We start from the raw sequence: 19,567 nt of genomic DNA on the forward strand, positions 1-19,567 counted from the left end.
GTAGTCCTAATTATTCCGGTATCAACCACCAGAAGGGTTTCATCTTCGCCTTGTAAATAAAGGCGTAGTGCAGGGCCAGTTTTAACCAGTGTCCTGCCAAGCCGATGGAACCAAAGGTCTTGCCCAATTTTCGGCCTTGGGTATCGGGGTATTTGTGATAGTCGGGCACAATGGGGAAGGTGGTAATGCTCACCCCGCTGCCCTGGGTCATCCCATAACCGGCAGAGGCGATACAGGCCGCGCCCATATTCCCCATAGAGCCTTTGTGGTGCAGGTCTTTTTTGCCCTTGATCATATCTATGATATTATCGGCCACCAACTTGGCGGTAATACCCGAGGGCATTCCCGTACGTGGCGGTGCCGGGGAAATGGGCGTTCCGTTCTTGCTCGTCCGGGGTCTGGAAATGGCATGGGGCGGCGCAAAGGCAATACCCGGTGCAAATATATTTTTGTAGGTAGGGTTCTGATAGGTCTCTGGCCAATCTTGCACGCTCCATTCCTCATAAGGTTTGGGGGTGTAATCGGCATCGACGATCATAAAGCCCCTAAAGAGCTTATCGGTAATATCCTTGTTGTCCTTGTCATACGCCTTGAAGCCATGCCCCGAAAAAGCGGGAATCAACATGGCAAAATCGTAGGTCTCGGTGTGGAACTCGCCATCAAGGGTCTCGTAATGCGCCACGCCGTCCTCGATCTTGTTCACCCCGGCGCCGATGATCCATTTGATGCCCCGGTCTTCGAAGACCATTTCTACCATCTCGCTCGATTTCATGATGTTGTTGCCGTAGCTCATGAGCATACCGTCCATGCCAAAATCGCCCAATTGGTGTTCGTTGGCGATCCAAGTGATCTCGGCCCTATCGCGCACCCCATGTCGGCGCAGCTCTTTCTCCACATTGAGGATGTATTCGAAGGCAGCCCCTTGGCAAGTGGATTTGGCGTGGCCCGTTCCTATCAATATTTTGGACTTTTTGCCCTGTTTCATTTCTTGGATCAAGGTGTTAAGGGCCTGCCAGGCATGTTCGGCATGGGTATAGGTACAGACCGAATAGGCCTTGTTGGTACCCGGGTTGAGGCCCTCGGTCATATCAAAGGCCAGTTTGGGGCCCGTGGCATTGATCAGGTAGTCGTAGGTCACCTTTTCGGTCTGGCCCTTAAGGTCGCCCGTCACATATTCGACCTTTACAAAGGGTTTTGGGGTTTCGGCATCGCCCTCGGGGTGAAAGGTAGTTACCTTGGCCTGTTTATAACCGATGCCCTTCTTTTTGTAGAGGGGAGGCAAGGGAAACAAGATCTGTTCCGATTTCATTCTTCCGATCCCTACCCAGATGTTGGAAGGGATCCATTGGTAGTTGCTGTTGGGGGAAACCACCAAGACCTCATGTTCCTTGGGGAGTTTCCTTCGCAGGTGTGCCGCCGCTACGTGACCGGCGATACCTGCACCGAGTATAACTATTTTAGCCATTTTGTTTGGTTTTAAGATCAAGCCGGTTCCTTAAGGACAACAGGACATCTGTTTGCCCTTGTGGGAATCCGTAACTCCGATACCGTAAATTTCAGGATTTGGCGCAGCGCCTACAGCAACAATTGTTACAGAAAACGCAGGCATAAAACCACGGCCCCTACCGAAGCCGTAGGGCAAAAGTTTTTAGGCCGATTACGCTTTTACGTAAGAATGGAATTGTAGGAATTTTTATATTGTAGGAGCGTTTTACCCAGCCACAATCATTTTTAAAACAAGATAGCGAGAAACGACATTCTCCAATCAATATAAGAACAGATGGAATTAAAAAACGAATACCTTGATGAGAAAGAAGCAAGAACTTTTTTAAAACAATTTACTGGTTGTGACTATGTTTTTGCTCAAGGAGCTAATAGAAAATGGGGTAAATCTGATGATATAAAATTAGAAAGCAATGCACCTTATTTTCAAATAATGCCTTATACTTTTGATGATGGATTTTTTATTTGGTATGTAAAAGAGAGACCAGATAGACAATTTTTTGAATTGCGTGAAACTTGTATCATACATTTTTTACATTATAGGAAAAGATGGTTAGAATTAAAGGTGGAATAACCAGACACTTCGCGCTAACCCGCAAGCGTCATGCTCGCATCACATCAAGGAAGCAAGGCTTTTGGATATAAAATAAACAACGCTGAAAATGGGTAGAAAATGCCAAAACGTAAAATGTATTTATGCCTAAAATCTGGGAGGTATAGTCATTAAAACACTTGTGCTACTAACAAATTTAATAAAACAAAAAATGGCAGACACTCTAGTTTCTGAAAAAATAGGACTTCGTGAAAAAATAACAATTGAAATTGATGGGAAATGGAAAGCAAGAAATGTTATTGACTTCTTTAGTTCCATACAGAATTTGTATGACTATTACAGCTGTTTCTTAATACTGTCTGATTTTAAAGAATATTCTAAATCCGAAAAGGAAAAATGGTATGAAGACCAAATCATTTGTATTGGACATATAAATCAAACTTTTGTTGGCAAATCTACAACCTTCATAGATAGAAAAAACAAATTTTACTTTTTCGACAAAGATATGGACGACTCTCATGATCTTAAACTAGCCTTAATTGAGCCACTCTTTTTGAAGAAGTTTAGCTATGCTTCCCCTGGCTTTAAAGATCTCATTGGGGCAGGAGAAGTTATTGGACATCTGAAAGACTTTTGTTTTAAAATAATAGACATTTTTATCACGAAAAACAAAAGAAAAAATGAAGACAGAAAGGAAAAACTAGAGAATGAAATACTTGAAATAGAGAGAAATAGACAGTTTGCAAAATTGCTTGAAGAAGTCGGATTCGAAAAAGAAGAAATTAAAAAAGTAATCCTTAGTGAATATAAAAATGCCCTTCCTATAGTAAAACTAATCCAGGAAGGAAAGATTACTGGTATAAAATAAAAAAACACTAGCGCAATCATCATACTTGTGCTGTAAAAAAGCAAACAGGGACACGAACAACAATACACAAAGATCAAATGCCCATTTGCAAGCCTCACCGGAGCACGCAGCGGAGAAATTCCCCCTTCGAAGGGGGTGCCCGAAGGGCGGGGGATGTTCTTTCGAAGCGAATAGACAAAACCGAGGGCAAAGTTGCCTCCACTAGCACGAGCATAACGCCCGTGCCGTTCACCTATTACCCCAATCCTCAAACTCACGGGCATGGTAGCAACAAAATATTGAACCCAAACACAGCGTTATAATACGTAATTAAAAACCATTTAAACGGTATCCATAGCCGCTGGCGCGAGCCCCACGCCCGCGCTGTGGCACCCATAACACCAACAAACATTTAGAAAGAAAACAATGAAGACGAATAGCCTCACCCTAATAGCCTTATTGCTTTGTACCGCGGCCTTTTCGCAACTGCAAAGCATAAAAGCCGAACACTTGAATTTTAAAATTAAAAACGACTTTACCCTATCGGATACGGACGGCATGCCCATACAACTAACGGATACGGTAAGCATTGGAAACGAAACCATCATCAAAACCGTTTCTGTAAGCCCACAGGCCATGAACCCCATCACCAACAACATCAAGGATATTTCCGATATTTTAAATTTAGAGACCCTGTCGGTCATACAGGATAATTTTGTGAAAGAGAAAGAAATTGATGGCACCACGGAAATAAATGGGCGGAAAATTCTGTTCCGGGAAAATTTCACGGAAATCTATAAGGATTATAATCTTACCGAGCTGATAGGCTATGAATACTCGAACGTTTATTATTTTTTCTCCTCAAAGGACTGGATATCGTCAATAGAATACGTAGTGCGCACCGATATCAAGGATGAAAAAATTCCCGACCCCTATGTGGTCGCCAAACAAATGGCCAAGCATATCAATCTTGGGGACATCAATGTGATCATCAATAGCCTGGAGCAATAAGGTGTGCCCCCCTCCTAACGCGAGCGTCACGCTCGTTCCCTGTTCAAAACACCCCTGCAAAGAAGTGAGAACACAGTTTCGCCAACGCGCCATCTCGACGCAAAAACACCCCTGAAAAGCAGCTCTTGAGGTGCTTTGCCAGCGCGCCGTTTCGCCCACTGCTGTCGCAGACGGCGTCCTCAAGGGGACAGTTAATTCCCCCACTTCGGCAGGCTCAGTGCCGCGCTTCGAAGGGGGTGCCCGAAGGGCGGGGGGATGTATTTCCCTACCCCAACAAAAACCCAACACACCGACCAAAAAAGAAAAAATTATAAATTAAGGTCTGAAAAATCATAATTCGATATGGAATTTATCTTACCTGTGCCCCACCCCACAAATAGTTCGGGCCATGGCCTTTTCAAAGCGACAGTTTATATCGGCCCCCATAAGAATCCCTCACCGGCGGGGGACATCCCATTGCCCGTTCTAGCCGGACCATGGCGGCCCAACTATCCCACCAGAAGCCGACGAACCAAATACTTATAATAATCATGGAATCATTTTGGTGGAGTCCCAGGATCCTCTTTATAAAAGGCGCTTTTCTCCTTTTGCTACTACTTGTATACCAACTTTTTAAAAAACCCTTTCTATCCGACTTTGATATTTCAAGTGGCGAGCTCAAAAAATATGAGATGAAAAGGTCTAGAGGAATGGAGAATAAAAGGATTCTGTACCTATGGCTTAACGATACCATATCCCAACCCTTTACGACCGAATACAAAGAGCCACAGAAGAATATAAATACGAACATAGGCTTTATTGAAAAATACGGCCTGACCATATGGCATGATAAAAGAAGGGAGATAAAGCAATTGCAATCCAACAAAACGCTAATCGTAGATTACGACTGGTTTTGGTGGCCATCACTCCTGTTTTACCTATACTCCCTTGCGATACACTTTGGCATGTTTCTATTGGTCAAGAAAGATTCGATCAATATCAATTCCTACGCCGATATGTGGAGTTACACCATAGGTGAACGGGAAATCATCGAAAAGCACAATTATAGAAAATACGAACGGGGAGGTATACTTCCTTTTATGTTATATAATCCCATGTTCCGATCAAAAAAGAACAGGGAATCAATCTACGAGGCCGAAATAACCTTTTGGCGTCAATTCTTCAACATTTGCAATGCACGCGCAATGAAGCCCGCGGTAAGGGAATGGATGGAACAAACCCCAAAAGGGAGGGCGTTCTTACAAGGTTACGATTTCTATGAAAAACTGATCAGAAGTGAAATTCCCCCTTGGAAACTGACGAGGACTACCGATTCCATATTTGAATTTATCTCGTTGCGCCTGGATTTCGGCCGTGAGCATTACGAGGATTTTGGGCGCTTGTTTCGTGAAGAATTTCCAAGGGAGTATTTTAAAATGCTAAAGGAACTGGACAAGATAAGGTAAGCCCTCCCCCCTATCTCGTCCCCCGCTAGCGCGAGCGTCACGCTCGTGCCTGCAACAGACAATGAATCCCCCTTCGAAGGGGGTGCCCGAAGGGCGGGGGATGTAACTGCAACACCAACGAAAGCCGAACACTTACACCAAAAGAAAAATTTTAAATTGAACACCCCTAAAAAGTAGTCTAAGACTACTTTGCCAGCGCGCCAACTCGCCCGCTGCTAACGCAGACGGCGTCCTCAAGGGAGCAATTCCCCCACTTCGGCAGGCTCAGTGCCGCGCTTCGAAGGGGGTGCCCGAAGGGCGGGGGATGTATCTGTTTTACAAACGAAAGCCGAACACCTTGGCTAAAAGAAAAATTTTAAATTGAACACCCCTGAAAAGTAGTCTAAGACTACTTTGCCAGCGCGCCAACTCGCCCGCTGCTAACGCAGACGGCGTCCTCAAGGGGACAATTAATTCCCCCACTTCGGCAGGCTCAGTGCAAGGCTTTGAAGGGGGTGCCCGAAGGGCGGGGGATGTAACTGCAACACCAACGAAAGCCGAACACCTTAGCCAAAAGAAAAATTTTAAATTGAACACCCCTGAAAAGTAGTCTAAGACTACTTTGCCAGCGCGCCGTTTCGACGAAAGAACACCCCTGAAAAGCACCTCAAGAGGTGCTTTTCTGTCCCCTCAAGGGGACATTACGCTATGCGTCCTCAAGGGAGCAATTCCCCCTTCGAAGGGGGTGCCCGAAGGGCGGGGGATATTCTTTCAAAAACGAATAGACAAAACCGAGGGCAAAGTTGCCCTCCACTAGCGCGAGCGTCACGCCGTGCCAAGCAGGGTTGCGCTTAGGCCTTTCTATAGGAGAATCATTGCAAGAATTTTCATCTTGGGAGGGATTTGGGTAGTCTAAACTATGGTTTTACACCCGAATAAAGGGATATAGGCGTGTAAGGGTATGCTAATACGATTGTTGTAGCTAATTAAATTATACCTGAATGGATATAGTTCTTTCTTAAACACCCTTAACTATACCCGAACAGGTATAATGTATAATGATTTTACCTTTTTTATACCTTAACGGGTATAGTTTTGATTATTATTACTACATTTATACCCGAACAGGTATAATATTAACATGAAAAAGTTAAGCAAATTCGTAAAAGAACGTCGCAAAAGACTAGGGCTAACGCAAGAAGACCTTTCGTTTAAAGCCGGGGTTGGATTGCGATTTGTTCGTGACCTAGAACAAGGAAAAGAATCTTTAATGATGGACAAAGTCAACCAAGTATTATCATTATTTGGCCATGAACTTGGTCCGCTACCCATAGAAAGAGATGAAAACAGCTAAAGTTTACATGCATGACAAGTGGGCCGGAATATTGACAGAAGATGAAGATGGATACCATTTTCAATATGAAGAATCATACCTGAAACAAACAGGTTCAGAGGCAATAAGTGTAACACTCCCACTGTCAAGGGAGCCCTATGACAGTAAAATTTTATTTCCATTTTTTGACGGATTAATCCCAGAAGGTTGGTTATTGGATATAGCGCAAAAAAACTGGAAATTAAATCCGAGAGATAGAATGAGCATACTATTAAAAACCTGTCAGGATTGTATAGGAGCGGTATCAATCCAAGCACAAGAAGAAAATGGAAAATAAATGTCTTTATTGCTATAGGGAAATTGAATCCGATGAATTGATCACAGAAGCTGGTTCAAAAGGATATCATGAAAAATGTAGTAAGAAGTTTTTTGGAAAAATTAATCCCCCAGAATTAAATTTTACAGAAGACCAAATTTTAGAGTTAGCCGAACAAGTGATCAAAAGCCATAAAACAGTAACAGGGGTTCAACCTAAACTATCCCTTGGACTTTCGGAAAACTCATTAGAACATGAAAGGTTCACCATTGTCGGTCTTTGGGGCGAATATATATTAAAGCCCCAAACCAAAATATATGCAAGCTTACCAGAGATCGAAGACCTAACCATGCATTTAGCGGAGCTTAGCAAATTAAAAACAGTGGCGCATTCACTTATTCGATTGAAATCAGGTGAATTGGCTTACATAACAAAACGAATTGATAGAAATAAGGGAAGTAAGCTTCATATGGAAGACATGTGCCAAATAACAGAACGATTGACAGAGCACAAGTACAAGGGATCGTATGAACAAATAGCAAAGGCTATAAAAAAATATAGCGCAAATTCGGGCTTGAACGTTATCGATTTCTTTGAATTGGTACTATTTAGTTTTTTAACCGGAAATAATGATATGCACCTTAAGAACTTTTCCCTGTTAAAAAGAAATTCTGAATATGATTTATGCCCTGCTTATGACTTGGTCGCCTCTGCACTAGTAGTCGAAGGAGATGATGATGATTTGGCTTTAAACTTAAATGGCAAGAAGAAAAACATCAAAAAAGAAGATTTTGAAATCGCAATGAGAGCTGCTGGTATAGACCTAAAGGTAATAGAAAACATTTTTAAAAAGTATAAAAAATTGATTCCTAAATGGTCTAAATTTATTGAAGAAAGTTTCCTGAGCGAATCATTGAAAAGAGCATACAAGTCGTTAATTGATCACAAATCAAAACAAATTGAACTCTAAAACACTGGTTAAAGTTAAAAATAAAACTGGGGTAAAAAACAAACAAATTCATCCTAAATCCGACATATTATAATTCCGCCCTCTATCAACCCACCATCTCTCCCGTAGCTTTCGATATGGCGTCCTCAAGGGGCCAAAAATCCCCCACTTCGGCAGGCTCAGTGCAGCGCTTCGAAGAGGGTGCCCGAAGGGCGGGGGATGTAACTGCAACACCAGGCTGGCGCGCCAACCCCATAAAAAACTGTAAATTCGTCCAAACAAAACACCCCGATAAGCAGCAAAAATGCTACTTTGTCAACACACCCAAACATGGCCCAAAGAAAAAAAGCGGTATTTAATTGGAGCGGCGGAAAAGATTCCGCCTTGGCACTCTTAACGATTTTACAGGAAGCCGAATTTGAAGTGGTCTCCCTCTTGACCACCATCGACGAAAAAACAGCTACCTCTTCCATTCACGACATCCCCCTGAACCTTTTACGACAACAAGCCGATAGCATCGGAATTCCCCTCTACCCGGTTACCCTATCCAAGGAAAAATCCTATACAGAAGGAATGACCGAGGCAGCCACCCATTTCAAAGACCAAGGCGTAAAGCATTTTATTTTTGGGGATATCTTTTTGTCCGATGTACGGGCATACAGGGAAAAGATATTGCATCCCTTGGGAATAACACTGGTCGAACCCCTTTGGGGCAAGACCTCGAAGCAAGTAATGGCCGACTTTTTACAATCGGGGATCAAGACAAAAATAATCCTTACCCAAGCGGACCAACTGGACGAGAACTTTATTGGCAGGGAAATCGATGGGGACTTTGCCCGATCCCTACCCTCCGGGGTAGACCTGTGCGGGGAAAAGGGCGAATACCATACCTTTTCTTACGACGGGGGCCCCTTTAAAAACCGTATCGACTTTACAATTACGAAAGTCAACTTAATATCGCACGAGTTTAAATTGGACGACGGAAGCGTAAAACACCATGAATATTGGCAAGCCGTGATATCCGGATAAAAACCGCCCCAATAGAAAGGAGGGGTATGTTACAGATCCTCCAGTTTCCACACCCTTACCCAATCGAATTTGGTATACCTGTCTTCCAAGGGCCTGTTAAAGCCCATTTCCTCCGCCGTGGTTTCCTCGATCCAATCGTAAAAATTACTGGACATGATCAAGCGCAAGGCCCCTTTGAACGGGATTACGGGAACAACCGACTTTTCCAATCTACCATCGATATAGAAGTCGATTTTGCCGCCATCCGCATGCCAATAGGCCGCATAAACATGAAATTCTTCGGAGTTTTTTTTCTCAAAGTTCATTTTTCCCCCCTTGGTCTGCCTTTCCCCAATAGTGTTGCAGGGACTGTTGTGCCTATGGGTGTTGTAATGAAATATTCGGTCCCAATTGGCTTTTACCGCCCAATCGTCCTTGGTCCATTCGTCGCCCAATTCCCCGGTAAAAACCCCGACACATTCCTGTATGTCTATCTCCAGGTTTTCCCCCTGGTTCAGGTTGACCTCACAAGGTACTGTTTCGGTTTTCAACCAAAATGCGGCAGACATGGCGGTTTTGCTGGCCCGCATCCTGGCCTCTATGTAATATCCGGGTTCCGACAGGGTCTTGCCATACACATAGGCGCCCCCATAGCGGCGTTGTGGAGCTTCATCGGTATTGTCCTTAGGGGAATATTTGGGGCTATCGAACTTCTCTCCCTCAAGTCGGAGAAAGCCGTCACCGACACTTACATTGTCCGCTTCAAAAAGGGACCTGCTCCCCCCGTACCAACCTCTATCCTGGCCCTTATAAATAAATTCAGGGCTCGGGTTCCACTTGGCAGGATCCAGTCCACTGCCCTCGAACTCGTCCGAGAGCCCCTCTACCCTTACCCATTTTTTATCTTCGGGTTTCGGGTCTTGACCTTCCAAAAAAGTGGGTTCCAGCGTTTCCCTTCCCTTTTCCGCCTCACGATTTCCTCCATCTTCCTTTTCAGCCGGCTGCCCTTGTTCTTGTTCCGGGGCCTTCCTTTTATCGGTATCCCCCGAATGCCCACAGGCCAATATGGCTCCGCATAAGACCCAGGGTAGAAGTTGAAATACTCTGACCATTATTTTTTGATTTTCCCCAAAAGTAAGGGCACACGATAAAAATGGCTTGTTCCCACGTTCCGAAGGCTAGCAGATATGTTTTTTGTCCCCGGTCCCCTAGCCCGACAGGGTCCGGTTGGAGGTGTGGCCAGACCTATGCCCCCACGGCGATTGGAAACAAAAAATCAAAACCCCACGACCCTTTCCAATTTTAGATCCGTATCCACCCTGTGCCGTCCCTTGACCTTGAACAGGGCCGTAAAGTACTTTTTACCCTTTAGGTAATCGCTCTCGAACTTCTGCAGACTGTCCCTATCCGTAAAATATTCGACGGTGGCGCTCACGCCTATATCGTGCTGGGAGAAAAACACAAAATGTTCCGTATGGCCCAGGCTCGGATATTTTGAGACGATCGCATATTCCTCGTCCACCAAGTTGTCCCCCATGCTCCATAGCGTGTCGTTCAAGCTGGGATGGCCCGAAAGGGTCAAGGTTCGCGATGTCAGTTTAAAATAGGGGTTCGCATCGTTAAAAAAACCTATGAACGGGTTCTCGTTTTTCAACGGTCCCGCATAAATGGCATTCCCCTCCTTGATTTCGGGCAAGGTCGTCCGGGTCGAGAACCTGATAGAAAAGACCTTGTCGTGGTCTTGAAAAAATTGCTGAAGCCTTTGGGTAGCCAGGGCGGCCATTCGGGTGGTATAACTGTAACTTGCAGGATGGAGCACCTCCTTTAGTTCGGGCTTTCTTTCGAGGAAACCGTAAAATTCATCGACGCTATTGATCTCAAAATCCCGGGTCCAGCCACTGCCCCCGGTAATGGTCTTTCCCATAGCCCCGAAATGATCGCCCAGAACCAGGTTGAACGAGGTAGCGGATTCGAAAAAGGACTTCCATAGCGAGGGTATTTTAGGAGGCAAACGGGTCACCAGCAAGGCGGCCAGTGCCCCAAACAATAGTCCATACGGAAGCATGCGTTTCCAGCTTATTTTTTGGACCCACCCGACAGGCCCTTGTTTCTTGACGAACCGTACCTTGTACTGCCCCTTATCTATTTTCAACTGCCAACCGTCGGCATTACCTTCGGTTTCGTAATAGGCGGCCAGCTTTTTCCTCAGGTTGTATATATTGACCCTGACCCTGGGATTGTTCTTCGCCCCGGTTTGGTCGTCCTTGAAAAATTCAAGTTCGATTACGGCCTCCTTTAAGTGAACCCCTTTCTTCGTCGCCTCATAGAGATATTGAAGCAATCCCCTACTCGTAGGGGCGTTTTTAAAGGTGTCGCTGTCCTTTATCTTAGAAACGATTTCTTGTTCAAGCCTTTCCGTCAGTTGCATGGGACATACAATTAAATAGGGTTTTCACTACGCTTTTAACCGTTATAGCTACCGTTAAAGAGGGGTTAAAGTACTAAGAAAAAAACGTAACGGCTACATTTAGCCCATCGATTTCAAGGGCCATCCCTCCCCGAAGTCCTGTTTGAAGCGGACGGGGCAATCGATAAAAAGCAATCAGGAAATACATAAGCCTTAAATACATACTACTCATGAAGATCAACACCAACTGCTACGCATTATTATGCTCCTTGCTCTGCATGTTCAGCTTAAACGCCATGCAATCGAAGGGGGACGACGAGGAGGTCGAAACCGAAAAAATCTACCTATCGGGCACGGGGAAGGACGATATGGTCGACTGGGAATTCTTTTGTTCCGATGGGATGAACAGCGGCAAATGGACCAGCATCGGTGTCCCCTCTTGCTGGGAATTGCAAGGTTTCGGCTCCTACAATTACGGCAGGGACGACTTTGCGGACCGAAAGAACGAATACGGACGTTACAAACATCGGTTCGACGTGCCCAAGGAGTGGGCCGATAGAACGGTGAAAATCGTATTCGAGGGCGTCATGACCGATGCCGAGGTCAAAATAAACGGAAAGCTGGCGGGCGAAATCCATCAAGGGGCCTTCTACGAGTTCAAATACGAGATCGGGAAATTGTTGAAATACGGCCAAAAGAACCTGCTAGAGGTCAAGGTCAACAAGGCTTCCTCCAACATGTCCATCAATTATGCCGAACGCCAAGCCGATTTCTGGGTTTTCGGCGGAATTTTCAGACCGGTCTACCTGCAGGCCTTCCCCAAAGAGCACATCGAACGCGTCGCCATCGATGCCAAAGCCGACGGAAGCCTGAAAGCCGACATCTTTACCACATCGAAAAAGGCACAATCGCTCCGTCTTTCCCTGATGGACCTCGACCATCATAAACTGCAGGAACTCCCCATTGCCGAAATGGGCAAGAAAAAGGGCAAATGGCACGTATCGACAAAGGCCGAGGCCATAAAGCCATGGAATCCCGAATCGCCCCAACTGTATTTACTTAACATAGAGCTATTGGACAAAAAAGGTAAGGTACTCCACAAAATTGGGGAACGCATAGGCTTTAGGACCGTTGAAGTTCTCGGGGGCGATGGCATCTACGTCAACGGGCAACGCATTAAGTTCAAGGGGGTGAACCGGCATTCGTTTTACCCCTCCTCCGGGCGCACCACCTCCAAGGAGCTCAGCATAGAACACGTAAAAATGATGAAGGACATGAACATGAACGCCGTCCGCATGTCGCACTACCCCCCGGACACCCACTTTTTGGACGTGGCCGACTCCCTGGGGCTTTTTGTCATAGACGAAGTGTGTACCTGGCATTCGCCCCACTTAGATACCGAAGTAGGCCGCAAAATCGTGAAGGAAGCCGTCGTCCGCGACGTCAACCATCCGTCCATCCTCCTTTGGGCCAATGGAAACGAAACGGGATGGAACAGGGAGCTCGACGACGATTATGCCAAATGGGACATCCAACAAAGGGAGGTCATCCACCCATGGAACATCTTCAGAAAGACGAACACCATGCACTACCCGAGCTATCATATTTTTGCCTACGATACCTATGCCAAGGACAAAATTTACTTCCCGACGGAATTTCTGCACGGCCTGTACGACGGGGGCCATGGTGCCGGACTCGACGATTACTGGAAACAAATGTGGAACATGCCCTTGTCAGCGGGCGGTTTTTTATGGGATTTTGCCGATGAGGCCGTCGTCCGTACCGACAAGGGCCATGATCTGGATACGGACGGAAACCATGCCGCGGACGGGATCGTGGGCCCCTATGGCGAAAAAGAAGGCAGTTATTTTACGGTGAAGGAAGTCTGGTCTCCGATCTATATCGAAGACCGCTATATCAAGCCCGATTTCAATGGCATTTTCAGGGTGGAAAACAGATATCACTTTACCGATCTGAAGCAGTGAGAAATGACGGCCAAATGGGTGCGGTTCGAGGGTCCTGGAGGAAGCGCAAAAACAAGCATCATTTCAAGTCAGAACATCGAACTGCCCAATTTAAAGCCTGGCGACAAAGGAAGCTTCGTGATTAGCCCACCCGACAATTGGAAATCGGCAGATGCCCTCTACCTCACGGCAAGGGACCCGTTCGACAATGAAATTTTCACTTGGAGCTATCCGGTAAGGACGCCTAAGGAAGTAAACAAAGGTTTCTTGTCGCCTAAGCCCAAAAGCCCTATCAAAACCGAAACCAAGGCGGGTTCCATAACCGTTGACGCCAATGGGCGACATTACACTTTTTCCGGAACTACCGGGCTGCTGACGGCGGTCAAAAAAAATGGTAGAGTCATCCCCTTCAACAACGGACCCATCATTTTTGACCATAAGGACAAGATCGAATCGTTGGACGTAAACACCTTGGAAGACCGGACCGAGATCCTTACGGTATTTGAGGCCACGGACAAATCGCCCAATTGGGCCAGCTATAAGGAATACAGCTCCGATGTCGTCAAATGGACGGTACACGCCAACGGTCTGTTGGACCTCCACGTCGAGATCAAGGGCAAAAAAATAGTGACCGGGTTCAAGGGCATTACCTTTTCCTTTCCCGAATCGGAAGTTAGCGGTATGAAATGGCTGGGTGACGGCCCCTACCGCGTTTGGCGGAACAGAATGAAGGGCACCAGGTTTCAGGTATGGGAAAACGATTACAACAATACCGTCACCGGTGAATCCGGTTTTGTATACCCCGAATTCAAGGGATTCTTTTCGAGCCTGTACTGGGCAAGGGTAAAGGGAAAAAACAACAAGGGTTTTACGGTATACTGCCATTCAGAAAACACCTTTTTGCGCATGCTTACACCCCAGCAACCCAAGGAAGACCCCAAGCACAGGGTTTCGGTAGATTTTCCGGAAGGCGATATTTCCTTCGTAAAAAACATTCCCGCAATTGGAACCAAATTTCAAACAGGAGACAAAATGGGTCCCCAGGGAAATTCGGAAAATTACCTTGGAAACGACGATGACCCCATAAGCATCGACCTGACCTTTGAATTTTAGCTTGATGTTGGGCCATCGAGCATCCTGCCCTACGACAAAAGTCCTGCCTACCGCAGGGCTTTTTGTTGTATGGCCGTCATTCGTCCTATAAGAAGTTGACCTAAGGATCGATGGGTCTGAAAATGCCTTGCGGTAAGAAAGCCTACCCCCTGGGACCATAACCAACAACCGGCCTGCCATCATATGGGCATCAATGCGATTCGAGGCCTAAAACGAGGTCGTCCATGGTTCGGGCAATGGTGTCGGGATCTACATTCTCCTTGATCGAAACATAGGCGTGGTGCTTCCCCCTTACCGACTTCCCCCCATGCCACTGGTTATACCCATTTTTCGATACCGAAACATAGCCCCCTTCATTGATCCTAAAGTACCGCGAGGCCAGGGCTTCGTCCAAAAGCAGTACGGCTACTTGATCCCAAGCCGGCCTTCCCGCAAATTGATTGTACAATTCATAACTGCGATATACGGGACTGGAACTACTCAATTTCGATTTCAAATAATCCCCGCCCGTGATAATTTGATTCCCCACTTCCCAACCACAAAAGATCACTTCCTTCTCCCATTGATCAAGACAATACACCGTGGAGGCCGGATCTGGTCGGTGAAAATTAGCTTCCAATCCATCCGGGAATCGCCCCCCCATGCACAGCCATTTTTTTACTTTCCTGTTCACCAACTCCTTTCCGCTCAGGGGCGAGATCTCATCACCTTCAGATTGTAGCAGATCCCGAAGACTGGACAAGTGGCCTATGGTCACTATGATTACCGAATCATCCCCGCTTTGCGCAAGGAGCTTCCTATACAGTTCGGCCGACATTACGGTATGTTCGACCGAGGTTAGGGCATGCGGAAATTCCTGACTGACTCTTCGGGTATATTTTGAAAAACTCCCCCAATCCCCCGGTCCTTGTAAACATCCTATCGGGATATCCGGATGGCCGTAATAGGTATTGATGGCGTCGGCACAACGATAGGCGTAGCTATCCGGACTGGTGACGATTACGCCCAACAAATCTATTTTTCCCATCTTTTGATAGGCGTGGAGCATGGCCAAGGCCTGGACATCGTCTACATCTGAATCGATGTCGGTATCAAGTATCACCTTGGTTTGAGCTGAACAACAAACCGAACAGAACCACAGGAGATAGAGGGAAAGGGTTTTCATGGGGATTTTTTTGCTTACTTCCTTTTTTATTTTCACTTTGAAAGTTAACAAATACATCCTCCCGGGCAAAGTATTCAACATCGGCAATTAATGAACATTCCTTTACCCCCGTAGGGCTCCCTAATTTGGCCATGTAACCATTAAAGGTTTAAAATGGTAAAACAATATTATAGGTGCCTCTTCGGGAATGGGGAAATCGGCCGCCAAAATTTTACATAGTCAAGGCCCCCAAGTTTGTGGTGCCGCGAGGCGCTTGGAGCAAATGCAGGATCTTTAAAAAGAAAACCTCCTTGAGTCCGAATGAATCTAGGCGCAGCCTGAAGCAATCGCTCAAATACTGTCAAAAATTCATTTCTTTCTGTCAAAATTTCACGGCGCCCATCTGGCATTTGAATTGATAGGCTATTTTTAATTGGGCACAGGGCCCAGGTCGATCTTTGACTTGGGGACCGCTACACATTTGCCCGCTTTTTCCTCTGATCGAAACGGACTTTTTTTTTACATATAAAATAAAACCAAGAGCAGATGAACGAGCAAGAGACATACACGATTCCCTTCCCTCCTACCTGAAAGGACCCCCAAACCTATTCCTTAACACCTGTATTTCGAAATAAACTAAAATAACATTTATGGATAAATACTAGAAGTCATGAAAATAGCGCAGATATCACCCTTATACGAATCGGTACCACCGAAGTTATATGGTGGTACTGAAAGAGTTGTTTCCTACCTAACGGAAGAATTGGTACGACAGGGGCACGACGTCACCCTATTCGCCTCGGGAGATTCCCGGACCCATGCCCGATTGGTCAGCCCGACGGAAAGTGCCCTACGCCTGCGGGACGTACAGGACCCCTTGGCCCACCATATCGCACATTTACAAGAGGTCATTGAGCGCTCCGATGAATTTGACGTCATGCATTTTCATACCGATTACCTCCACTTCCCCATGGCCCGTTTGCTCAAAAAACCTTCCTTGACCACCCTTCACGGGCGTTTAGACCTCCCGGACCTGGTCTACGTCTACAAGAAATTCAAGCACCATCCCTTGGTATCCATTTCAAATGCCCAGCGCAAGGGACTGCCCCTACCGGTAAACTGGATCGGTACCGTCTACCACGGATTGCCAAGGGACCTGTACGAAGCGGGCAAGGGCGATGGCGACTACCTCGCCTTTATCGGCCGTATTTCACCCGAAAAACGTCCGGACAGGGCCATTCAGATCGCCAAGGAGGCCGGTATCAAAATAAAGATCGCGGCCAAAATCGACAAGGCCGATGCAAGCTACTACGAAAAAGAAATCAAGCCCTTGCTGGAGCAGCCCCATGTCGAGTTCATCGGGGAAATCGGCGAGGACAGAAAGGGCGAATTTTTAGGCCGGGCCAAGGCCCTCTTGTTCCCCATCGACTGGCCCGAACCTTTTGGCATGGTCATGATCGAGGCCATGGCCTGTGGAACCCCCGTGATCGCCTTTGGCCACGGTTCGGTTCCCGAGGTCATCGACGAGGGCAAAACCGGATTTGTGGTCCACAGCATCAAAGAATCGCTCCAAGCCGTTGAAAACCTGGACCAATTGGACAGGGACCAGGTGAGAAGCCTATTCGAGCAACGGTTCAGCGTAGAGGTAATGACCCGTAACTATCTGCGGCTCTACGAGTCATTGTGCCCGCCTCTCAAAAAATACAGCCCCAGGGCCCAAGCATCGAAAAAACGTACCACACCGATCAGTTTAGTTTAAAAACAGGATAAATTATTGGGATGGAAAAACACAACATAGCAACCGACGCCAGCTACGTGGACGACCGTACCCACGTACTCAACCACCGGGATACCTTTGGTATCATGAACCGATCCGGTGACATCCTTCCCCTAGGAAAGGAAGTCCACGGAATTTATCACAAAGATACCCGCTTTGTCAACCAACTGCGATTAAGGATCAACCAACAGCTTCCGGTACTATTGAGTTCGAACATCAAGGAAGCCAACGAAATCCTATCTGTCGATTTGACCAACCCGGGCCATCCCTTGCCCGATGGCCGGCAAATGGAGCAGGGCAGCATCCATATACACAGAAGCCAGCTGGTGCGCAACGGAAATTTTCACGAAAAGATTGAGCTCAAAAACTACCAGAACGAAACCCTCCCGATCAACTTGTCCCTCCATTTTGATGGGGATTTCAAGGATATATTCGAGATAAGGGGGACCAGGCGCGACCATCGGGGAAGCGACCGGGGCCACGAACGCATCGACGACCATACCGTGGTGTTCTCGAACCAAGGACTCGATGGGGCCATTCGTAAATGCAAGATCGTCTTCAACCAGCCCTTTTCCGATTTCCAAACCCCGGGAAAGGTATGCTTCGACCTCCCCTTGGCCCCCAAGGAGTTGAAATGCATTGAGTACTCGTGCCATTTCACCGTTGATGAAGTCGATCCGTCAAAGGAAAACTATTGGGATAGCCGCAGTGCCAATGCGAACGACCTTGGCCGTAGCAACGACTACTTCCCCGACATCCGTACTGCGAACGAACACTTTACGCATTGGATCCATCGTTCCAAGGCCGACCTGGTTTCCCTGATGGCCGATACCCCTACCGGTAAGTATCCCTACGCAGGGGTGCCCTGGTACAATACCGCCTTCGGTCGCGACGGTATCATCACGGCCCTACAGACCCTTTGGGTGGCCCCAAGGTTATCGAAAGACGTCCTCTTGTTTCTTGCCGACCAACAGGCCACCTCGTTGAATGAATCCATCGATGCCGAACCGGGGAAAATCCTACACGAAATCCGCGGGGGCGAAATGGCGGCCATGGCCGAACTTCCCTTTAAAAAATACTACGGCACGGTCGATGCCACCCCGCTCTTCGTCATGCTCGCCGGGGAATACCACAAACGCACCGGGGACCTAAAGACCATAAAGCGCATCTGGAAGCCGATCGAAAAAGCCCTGGACTGGATCGATCGCTACGGGGATATCGACCAAGATGGATATGTAGAGTACCAGGCCAAATCGAAAAACGGCCTCACCAATCAAGGGTGGAAGGACAGTCACGATTCGATCTTTCATGCGAACGGCCAATTGGCAGGGGGAAGTATCGCCCTTTGTGAGGTACAGGGCTATGTATACAGCGCAAAGAGGCACGGCGCCAGGCTCGCCAAGCTTTTCGGATACGATGAAAAATCGGCCCGATGGGAAGCGGACGCCATTCGTCTCAAGGAACGGTTCAATAGGGATTTTTGGGACGATACGCTCAACTCCTACGTCCTTGCCCTTGACGGCAACAAAGAAGCCTGCAAGGTAAAGTCTTCCAATGCGGGACAGGTCTTGTTTACGGGAATTGCCGACCCAGAGAAGGCCGACAAACTCGTCAAGACCCTTTTGCAGCCCGATATGTTCTCGGGTTGGGGCCTCCGGACGCTCTCATCCGATGAGATACGATACAACCCCATGTCTTACCACAATGGATCGGTCTGGCCCCACGATGTGGCCTTGGTGGCCGATGGCATGGGAAAATACGGGTATCAAGAACAGGCACTGCGACTAATGACCGGACTCTTCGATGCCTCCCTCTTTACCCCCCTACAACGCATGCCCGAGCTGTTTTGCGGCTTTGGGAAACGCACGGGGGAAGGCCCTACCGCCTATCCGGTGGCCTGCTCGCCCCAGGCCTGGTCGGTGGCCGCGGTATTCCTCCTCCTCAAATCCATCCTTCAAATCGATATCGACCATGGCAAGAAGGAACTGTGTTTCTTTAAACCTATCCTGCCCGAATACCTTAGGCGGATCAGGATCAAAGACATGGAACTAGGCGGAAAAAAAGTGGATATCGAGGTCATCCGCCACGACAAAAACAACATGGTGGGCGTCAACTGGAACCTTGACGATCCCAATTGGCGATTAAAAATCATTAAATAAAGCCTTGCCCTATGCCATTCCCAACACGCTAGCGCAAGCGTTGTACTCGTGCCAAAATT

The 19,567-nt window shown here is 47.1% G+C and carries 16 protein-coding genes; 12 read left to right on the forward strand and 4 right to left on the reverse strand.

Annotated elements, in window-relative coordinates; genetic code table 11:
* Nucleotides 1-10: 10 nt before the first annotated feature.
* A complete protein-coding gene (locus tag BUB37_RS08665) occupies nucleotides 11-1,465 on the reverse strand; it encodes an NAD(P)/FAD-dependent oxidoreductase (RefSeq protein WP_072991825.1) in 1,455 nt (484 codons plus the stop codon).
* Nucleotides 1,466-1,780: 315 nt separating this feature from the next.
* Between BUB37_RS08665 and BUB37_RS08670 the strand changes: the two genes are divergently transcribed.
* From BUB37_RS08670 to BUB37_RS08705, 8 genes are all read left to right on the forward strand, one after another.
* Nucleotides 1,781-2,077: a hypothetical protein gene (locus BUB37_RS08670; protein ID WP_072991828.1), complete on the forward strand. Its 297-nt coding sequence runs from the start codon at nucleotides 1,781-1,783 to the stop codon at nucleotides 2,075-2,077.
* Between the two features lie 190 nt (nucleotides 2,078-2,267).
* The gene (locus tag BUB37_RS08675) at nucleotides 2,268-2,924 is read left to right on the forward strand and encodes a hypothetical protein (protein ID WP_072991831.1); all 657 of its coding nucleotides are present in this window, start codon (nucleotides 2,268-2,270) and stop codon (nucleotides 2,922-2,924) included.
* 405 nt (nucleotides 2,925-3,329) lie between these two features.
* A complete protein-coding gene (locus BUB37_RS08680) occupies nucleotides 3,330-3,914 on the forward strand; it encodes a hypothetical protein (protein ID WP_072991834.1) in 585 nt (194 codons plus the stop codon).
* A gap of 671 nt (nucleotides 3,915-4,585) precedes the next feature.
* Entirely contained in the window at nucleotides 4,586-5,359 is a 774-nt protein-coding gene (locus BUB37_RS08685; protein ID WP_139278090.1) for a hypothetical protein, read from the forward strand.
* 1,120 nt (nucleotides 5,360-6,479) lie between these two features.
* Nucleotides 6,480-6,692 (forward strand): helix-turn-helix transcriptional regulator, encoded by a 213-nt coding sequence (locus tag BUB37_RS08690; protein WP_072991841.1) that lies wholly within the window; start codon nucleotides 6,480-6,482, stop codon nucleotides 6,690-6,692.
* The gene (locus BUB37_RS08695; protein WP_072991844.1) at nucleotides 6,679-7,008 is read left to right on the forward strand and encodes a HipA N-terminal domain-containing protein; all 330 of its coding nucleotides are present in this window, start codon (nucleotides 6,679-6,681) and stop codon (nucleotides 7,006-7,008) included. The genes BUB37_RS08690 and BUB37_RS08695 overlap by 14 nt, the downstream gene beginning before the upstream one ends.
* Nucleotides 6,998-7,957 carry a HipA domain-containing protein gene (locus BUB37_RS08700; RefSeq protein WP_072991848.1) on the forward strand — a complete coding sequence of 320 codons (960 nt, stop codon included), beginning with the start codon at nucleotides 6,998-7,000 and terminating at the stop codon, nucleotides 7,955-7,957. Before BUB37_RS08695 ends, BUB37_RS08700 begins: the two co-directional genes overlap by 11 nt.
* Nucleotides 7,958-8,248: 291 nt before the next feature.
* Nucleotides 8,249-8,965, forward strand: a complete 717-nt coding sequence (locus tag BUB37_RS08705) for an adenine nucleotide alpha hydrolase (RefSeq protein WP_244526770.1) — start codon at nucleotides 8,249-8,251, stop codon at nucleotides 8,963-8,965.
* 29 nt (nucleotides 8,966-8,994) lie between these two features.
* Here BUB37_RS08705 and BUB37_RS08710 read toward each other — a convergent pair whose 3' ends face one another.
* Together BUB37_RS08710 and BUB37_RS08715 are read right to left on the reverse strand one after the other, a co-directional pair.
* Nucleotides 8,995-10,056, reverse strand: coding sequence for a LamG domain-containing protein (locus tag BUB37_RS08710; RefSeq protein ID WP_072991855.1), 1,062 nt, complete (start codon nucleotides 10,054-10,056; stop codon nucleotides 8,995-8,997).
* A 164-nt stretch (nucleotides 10,057-10,220) separates the two neighbouring features.
* Complete coding sequence (locus tag BUB37_RS08715; RefSeq protein WP_094766619.1) at nucleotides 10,221-11,372, reverse strand: hypothetical protein; 1,152 nt, start codon at nucleotides 11,370-11,372, stop codon at nucleotides 10,221-10,223.
* 209 nt (nucleotides 11,373-11,581) lie between these two features.
* Here BUB37_RS08715 and BUB37_RS21875 point away from each other — a divergent pair, with 209 nt between their 5' ends.
* Together BUB37_RS21875 and BUB37_RS21880 are read left to right on the forward strand one after the other, a co-directional pair.
* Nucleotides 11,582-13,336: a glycoside hydrolase family 2 protein gene (locus tag BUB37_RS21875; protein WP_244526772.1), complete on the forward strand. Its 1,755-nt coding sequence runs from the start codon at nucleotides 11,582-11,584 to the stop codon at nucleotides 13,334-13,336.
* Nucleotides 13,337-13,339: 3 nt separating this feature from the next.
* A complete protein-coding gene (locus BUB37_RS21880) occupies nucleotides 13,340-14,428 on the forward strand; it encodes a beta-galactosidase small subunit-related protein (protein ID WP_244526774.1) in 1,089 nt (362 codons plus the stop codon).
* A 190-nt stretch (nucleotides 14,429-14,618) separates the two neighbouring features.
* Here the strand turns inward: BUB37_RS21880 and BUB37_RS08725 are convergent, their stop codons facing one another.
* Nucleotides 14,619-15,593: a nucleoside hydrolase gene (locus tag BUB37_RS08725; protein WP_212635272.1), complete on the reverse strand. Its 975-nt coding sequence runs from the start codon at nucleotides 15,591-15,593 to the stop codon at nucleotides 14,619-14,621.
* Between the two features lie 649 nt (nucleotides 15,594-16,242).
* Here BUB37_RS08725 and BUB37_RS08730 point away from each other — a divergent pair.
* A complete protein-coding gene (locus BUB37_RS08730; protein ID WP_072991859.1) occupies nucleotides 16,243-17,331 on the forward strand; it encodes a glycosyltransferase family 4 protein in 1,089 nt (362 codons plus the stop codon).
* Nucleotides 17,332-17,351: 20 nt separating this feature from the next.
* The gene (locus BUB37_RS08735; protein ID WP_072991863.1) at nucleotides 17,352-19,508 is read left to right on the forward strand and encodes an amylo-alpha-1,6-glucosidase; all 2,157 of its coding nucleotides are present in this window, start codon (nucleotides 17,352-17,354) and stop codon (nucleotides 19,506-19,508) included.
* Nucleotides 19,509-19,567: the final 59 nt, after the last annotated feature.

Source organism: Pseudozobellia thermophila, assembly GCF_900141855.1.
Classification (GTDB): Bacteria; Bacteroidota; Bacteroidia; order Flavobacteriales; family Flavobacteriaceae; genus Pseudozobellia; species Pseudozobellia thermophila.

What these genes read in the sequence shown, in the direction of transcription:
- BUB37_RS08665 (WP_072991825.1), bottom strand. Translation starts at nt 1,465, where the DNA reads ATGGCTAAAATAGTTATACTCGGTGCAGGTATCGCCGGTCACGTAGCG.
- BUB37_RS08670 (WP_072991828.1), top strand. Translation starts at nt 1,781, where the DNA reads ATGGAATTAAAAAACGAATACCTTGATGAGAAAGAAGCAAGAACTTTT.
- BUB37_RS08675 (WP_072991831.1), top strand. Translation starts at nt 2,268, where the DNA reads ATGGCAGACACTCTAGTTTCTGAAAAAATAGGACTTCGTGAAAAAATA.
- BUB37_RS08680 (WP_072991834.1), top strand. Translation starts at nt 3,330, where the DNA reads ATGAAGACGAATAGCCTCACCCTAATAGCCTTATTGCTTTGTACCGCG.
- BUB37_RS08685 (WP_139278090.1), top strand. Translation starts at nt 4,586, where the DNA reads ATGAAAAGGTCTAGAGGAATGGAGAATAAAAGGATTCTGTACCTATGG.
- BUB37_RS08690 (WP_072991841.1), top strand. Translation starts at nt 6,480, where the DNA reads ATGAAAAAGTTAAGCAAATTCGTAAAAGAACGTCGCAAAAGACTAGGG.
- BUB37_RS08695 (WP_072991844.1), top strand. Translation starts at nt 6,679, where the DNA reads ATGAAAACAGCTAAAGTTTACATGCATGACAAGTGGGCCGGAATATTG.
- BUB37_RS08700 (WP_072991848.1), top strand. Translation starts at nt 6,998, where the DNA reads ATGGAAAATAAATGTCTTTATTGCTATAGGGAAATTGAATCCGATGAA.
- BUB37_RS08710 (WP_072991855.1), bottom strand. Translation starts at nt 10,056, where the DNA reads ATGGTCAGAGTATTTCAACTTCTACCCTGGGTCTTATGCGGAGCCATA.
- BUB37_RS08715 (WP_094766619.1), bottom strand. Translation starts at nt 11,372, where the DNA reads ATGCAACTGACGGAAAGGCTTGAACAAGAAATCGTTTCTAAGATAAAG.
- BUB37_RS21875 (WP_244526772.1), top strand. Translation starts at nt 11,582, where the DNA reads ATGAAGATCAACACCAACTGCTACGCATTATTATGCTCCTTGCTCTGC.
- BUB37_RS21880 (WP_244526774.1), top strand. Translation starts at nt 13,340, where the DNA reads ATGACGGCCAAATGGGTGCGGTTCGAGGGTCCTGGAGGAAGCGCAAAA.
- BUB37_RS08725 (WP_212635272.1), bottom strand. Translation starts at nt 15,593, where the DNA reads ATGAAAACCCTTTCCCTCTATCTCCTGTGGTTCTGTTCGGTTTGTTGT.
- BUB37_RS08730 (WP_072991859.1), top strand. Translation starts at nt 16,243, where the DNA reads ATGAAAATAGCGCAGATATCACCCTTATACGAATCGGTACCACCGAAG.
- BUB37_RS08735 (WP_072991863.1), top strand. Translation starts at nt 17,352, where the DNA reads ATGGAAAAACACAACATAGCAACCGACGCCAGCTACGTGGACGACCGT.